The following is a 4,311-nucleotide window of genomic DNA, read 5'->3' as shown; positions in this document are numbered from 1 at the left end:
GATGCCTTCTGAAAGAAGGAAAGGCGGAATTTTCCCAAAAAGGAGTGGGCGGAACAACTTCGGCCGACCTTTTATTATTTATGCGTCAGCACTGGCATTGGACTTAAAGGTATGTTTGTGTTATGTTTTTGTGTGATTTTTGTACTGCGGAAAACCTCAGCTTTTTTGGACAAAATCCGGGTGAAAATCAGCCAAAATCAGCCGATTGCTGAAAACACGTCTATTTTGAGACTTTTCCAAGAATCCGCAAAATACAGGGTATCATTTTGAGGTTTTCTTAAGTGTTTTTGAAAAAGGCCCCACCCGGCAACCCAATCTTTATTAAAAACCAGGCAGGGCCAAATCAATTATCTACGTTGATGTGCCAATACTGCACGGTTCGTCCTGGCTTGAAATTGCGCCGGGGTTTCGTTAAGGCTCCGGATGTAAACCCGTTGGCCGGGTCCACTCCCACAGGTCACGGTCTCAGGTGTCCAGCCAAGCAAGGGCCGCGTCGTGGTCGATTTCGGACCATTTGGTTGGACGTTGCATTCCGGTCCATGCATTTATGATCCATCGGCCATCAACGGTGCGATAAAGCTTTTCATGATCATCAGGGGTGCCGGTAAAACATTGTCGGCATCCATCGTTTCAACAAAGGATTCTGCGCCGGTCAAGTCGATGGACTCTCCGGTTTCTTTGATTGTAACTATCATTATTTCACCTCCTGTTTCTTCGGTAACCGGTCAGACAGCGCGACATTTAAAGACCGACGTAACCCACGTGTTACGCGACGGCAGCGTTCCCGTGCTTCTTCCATCGTTCGTGCATTCCGATTTCTGGTTTGGTAAAAAGTCGGGAAAAATTTTTCCGTAAAAGCGAACTCAGCTCGGCCTATAATATCTTCCGATACGATCGGGATCAGTGATCCACGGACAGAATCCAAGAGGAATTTATCACCCCTTTGGGCGGCATCCATCAAAATTTGTGCGCGTTCTGCTTTGTCCATACCCAGGAGCAAGCGTCTGATTTCCTGGCCCTTTAATTCGGCTAAAATAGGGTCAGACACCTTTGATTTTTCGGCAATGTCAGCCTGAATCCGCTCCACCTGGCCTTCCAGTTTTGCCTCAAGCTTGGCAAGCGCCGGCTCCATTTTAGCGTTGAAATCGGCTTCGGCTTCCAGGGCGATCATTCGTTGGCGCTCCGTCCGTATGCCCTGCGGTACGTCGGGGTCAATTGCCTGCGCTCTTTCATAGGCGGCGTTGACGCTGTGGATCTGCTGCTTCAAATTGTAGAATAATTCCCCGAATACTTTTGTTTCATCTTCGTTATCGGGGTCCACCATCGGGTTATCTGTCTTTGAAATGATTTGGTCGTTAAGACCAAGGTAAAGATCTGTCATTTTTAAAATCCTTTTTTAGTTGTTTTTTTCAATTTTGGCACTTGGTGCCTGCCTGTGTGCAATCAACATAGGGACTGTCCCCAAGGGCATCCCCTGGCAATAATCTATCAAGACCCGATCCAGGAAGGTTTCATCATCTTCTCCGGGTTCACGATCCCAAAAAATGTCCCCCGCCTGAAGCCGAATAACGGGCAGCTCATTTCCATAGTCGTCCGTCTCACGGTCAAAACACGCAATAAAGTGTTTTTCCGGGAGTTCCCCGGGTTGCATGGTGTTTGCCTCAAGCCCTTTGAGATGGCTAATTATATTCGTTATTGTGGCCATGTTTCCTCCTTTGTGGTGCCGATCAGGACAGGCACGGCCCCGGCAGGCAAGTTTAATTCGGCTTCTTTAATGGCCCGATCCATGAATCCTTCCAGGTCTTCACCAGGCAGGCGGTCAACCGTTGCCCCATCCGATGAGAAACGAACCACAGGCCCCACAGGTTCGGGGTTTTTCCGGCAGTCAACAGGGGTTATGATGACGGCCACGGGCTGGTCCTCATCCTGCTGGTGCTGTCGTTCAATTTCCTTTAATTTGCTGATTATGGTTTGTAACACTGTTCCCATATCTATCCTTTCTGTTATCGTCGGGGATATCCCGATCCGTTGTTTTTGTTATCAAGGAAACCGGAATTTTTTAGTTTCTCCATGACAGTTTGAAGGTCTTCTAATTCACGGGCCTTTAGGGTTGCGGCCAATATTTCACGCGCTGCTGCCACCCGGGAGCCCGCCGGTGCATCCTTATCACGGCAGATGGCCGTCAATGTGTCGATGGCTAATCCGGCTGCGCGCTGAAGCCGGATCAGGTGATGGTCGATCATACGTCTCTTAGCTTGGTTAAGCTCCCGTATAAAAACGTCATCTTTCAACCAGCGGTACAGCGTGGTACGACCCACCCCGGCCTTTTGGGCTGCCTGGTCCACAGTGGGCGCGGTAAGCAGGGCTTGCACACCCTTAAGCTGTGAGGCGCTCAAGCGTTCCGATTCGTCTATATTTTGTGCCATTTTTTATTCCCTTTTTTACCTCACCTCAAAATGGACTCCTCAAACCTCACCCCCTATAGGGGGGTTGAGGTGATTTGAGGTTATTTGAGGAGTTAACTCAAAGTACGGTTGATTGACTTTAATATTGTTTAACTTCTTTAAATCATTGAGATATCTGTGCCAGTTTTTGGGGTTAAGGCCCTGTAAAACAGCCCTTTCCCTAACATCAGAAATCAAAACCTTTGCGTCATTTGGGTCAAAATTGCCTTTTTCAAGATTCCGGCGGTGTTCTTCAAAAAGGTCCATCAAAATACCCTGACAAATCGCCTGCCATTTGCCCTGCTTTTTGGCTGGTGTTTTGGCCGGAGACTTGTACTCGATCCCGTCAAGAATGCCACCTATGATCTCCTGGCCGTATTTATCTTTGATACCAAGTTCAACAGACCGGATTTTAAATGCCATGGGTGCCGGCGGTTCAAAATCCTTCATCTTGGTATTGCTCATTCTCACGGTACCGGTGTCATCTTTTTCGAGGCGGTATTCGGTATCCAGGGCACCTTTTAAGGCTGTAGAACCTCGGCCCCTGGATTTATCCCCATGACCGCTATGGTGGATTAAGATAATGGCACAACGATATTTTGCCCGTATCTCATCCATAGACGCGACAAACGCGGTCATATCCTGCGTGGAGTTTTCGTCACCAGAGCCAAAGTTTCGGGCAAGGGTGTCAACGAATATGGCCGCCGGTTTTTCTTCGGTGCCGTCAATGGCAGCCTGAACTATGGAAATGGATGCCGGATCACAAAAGCTCGCCGGTGCCGTGGACACAAACAGGGGGGTAGACTCAAGGGACACCTGGTGCCGGATCTGCCATGCCCGAAAGCGCCTTTGCAGACCGTTTTGACCTTCACCGGCGATGTAAACCACCGGGCCTATACTGACCTTTAATCCATGGAAATCTGTACCTGTAGCGATACAGCAGGCCAGGTCACCCCCAACAAAGGTTTTCCCGCTTCCGGGATCACCTATCCATTGTGACAGGGTATCCCTCTCTAAGATGCTGTATATCAGCCAATCAGGTGGCTTGAGTTCAAGCTTTGAAATAGGAGTGAGTTGGAATTTTGACTTGGTAGACTGTGATAGGGCACTTGTCTTTTCCTGCACCATGGCAAGCAGCTCATCAACCGACGAACCGTTTAATGCCCCATGGGTCAACCGTGATCCAAGGCTGGCAAGATCCCTTTTTAATGCACAACTTTTAATGATTTCGGCATGGCTGGCTGGGTTTATCGATATGGCGTATTCAGCGATCTTTCCCAGCGCGTTATGGTCACCCACCTTTTTCAATTCACCGGTTTCCAGCAACTGGCTATACACCGTTACCAAATCAACCTTATCGCCTTTTGCTTTTAGGGCCAGCATCGCCTTGAATATCAATTGGTGCCGGGTTTGATAAAAAGCCCCTGGCTGCAAGCCTTTCGCCTCGTCCATGGCCTTGCCCACCGTGAAAAAAAACAGGGGCTAAAAACAGCGGCTAGAAACTGGCTTTCTGCGTCAAGGTCATATCCTGCATAGGTGATATGATAGGGTCGCTGAGCATATGCACCCCTGATTATGCGTCCAACGCTACCCGGTGCGCATCCAGCCAGGCGTCCACATCGCTGCGGCGGTACAGGATTTTTTTACCGATTTTTATATAACCCCCATGTCCTAGCGGACACAACGAAGCATGAAACACTTGCAAATTTTGAAAAATGGTCATAGCTATCAAATTTTTTTTTCGACCAAGAAAATATAAGGAGATAGCCATGACCAAGAGATCAAAAAATAACACATTAATCCAAATCGTTCACCCAATTTGTTGTGGTTTGGATGTCCATAAAGACAAAATTTCGGCCTGTTTAAT

Annotated in this window: 6 protein-coding genes; all 6 read right to left on the bottom strand. The window is 48.3% G+C overall.

Features of this window, described 5'->3' with window-relative positions; all coding sequences use genetic code 11:
• Window positions 1-545: 545 nt before the first annotated feature.
• Genes B147_RS31690 through B147_RS27615 form a run of 6 tightly spaced genes read right to left on the bottom strand, consistent with a single transcriptional unit; the run spans window position 546 to window position 3,896 of the window.
• Entirely contained in the window at window positions 546-695 is a 150-nt protein-coding gene (locus B147_RS31690; protein ID WP_020586379.1) for a hypothetical protein, read from the bottom strand.
• Window positions 695-1,381: a hypothetical protein gene (locus tag B147_RS0106290; protein ID WP_020586378.1), complete on the bottom strand. Its 687-nt coding sequence runs from the start codon at window positions 1,379-1,381 to the stop codon at window positions 695-697. Before B147_RS0106290 ends, B147_RS31690 begins: the two co-directional genes overlap by 1 nt.
• Window positions 1,382-1,396: 15 nt before the next feature.
• On the bottom strand, window positions 1,397-1,705 hold the full coding sequence (locus B147_RS0106285) for a hypothetical protein (RefSeq protein ID WP_020586377.1): 309 nt from the start codon (window positions 1,703-1,705) through the stop codon (window positions 1,397-1,399).
• Window positions 1,693-1,989 carry a hypothetical protein gene (locus B147_RS0106280; protein ID WP_020586376.1) on the bottom strand — a complete coding sequence of 99 codons (297 nt, stop codon included), beginning with the start codon at window positions 1,987-1,989 and terminating at the stop codon, window positions 1,693-1,695. Before B147_RS0106280 ends, B147_RS0106285 begins: the two co-directional genes overlap by 13 nt.
• A 14-nt stretch (window positions 1,990-2,003) precedes the next feature.
• On the bottom strand, window positions 2,004-2,426 hold the full coding sequence (locus B147_RS27620) for a phBC6A51 family helix-turn-helix protein (RefSeq protein WP_020586375.1): 423 nt from the start codon (window positions 2,424-2,426) through the stop codon (window positions 2,004-2,006).
• Between the two features lie 39 nt (window positions 2,427-2,465).
• The gene (locus B147_RS27615) at window positions 2,466-3,896 is read right to left on the bottom strand and encodes a helicase RepA family protein (protein WP_020586374.1); all 1,431 of its coding nucleotides are present in this window, start codon (window positions 3,894-3,896) and stop codon (window positions 2,466-2,468) included.
• Window positions 3,897-4,311: the final 415 nt, after the last annotated feature.

The organism is Desulfobacter curvatus DSM 3379 (assembly GCF_000373985.1).
Lineage (GTDB): Bacteria > Desulfobacterota > Desulfobacteria > Desulfobacterales > Desulfobacteraceae > Desulfobacter > Desulfobacter curvatus.
The sequence above is the reverse complement of the archived record's forward strand: the minus strand, read 5'-3'. Positions and strand labels throughout refer to the sequence as shown.

Excerpts from the sequence above, each read along its gene's own strand:
- B147_RS31690 (WP_020586379.1), bottom strand. The coding sequence starts at position 695 with ATGATAGTTACAATCAAAGAAACCGGAGAGTCCATCGACTTGACCGGC.
- B147_RS0106290 (WP_020586378.1), bottom strand. The coding sequence starts at position 1,381 with ATGACAGATCTTTACCTTGGTCTTAACGACCAAATCATTTCAAAGACA.
- B147_RS0106285 (WP_020586377.1), bottom strand. The coding sequence starts at position 1,705 with ATGGCCACAATAACGAATATAATTAGCCATCTCAAAGGGCTTGAGGCA.
- B147_RS0106280 (WP_020586376.1), bottom strand. The coding sequence starts at position 1,989 with ATGGGAACAGTGTTACAAACCATAATCAGCAAATTAAAGGAAATTGAA.
- B147_RS27620 (WP_020586375.1), bottom strand. The coding sequence starts at position 2,426 with ATGGCACAAAATATAGACGAATCGGAACGCTTGAGCGCCTCACAGCTT.
- B147_RS27615 (WP_020586374.1), bottom strand. The coding sequence starts at position 3,896 with ATGGACGAGGCGAAAGGCTTGCAGCCAGGGGCTTTTTATCAAACCCGG.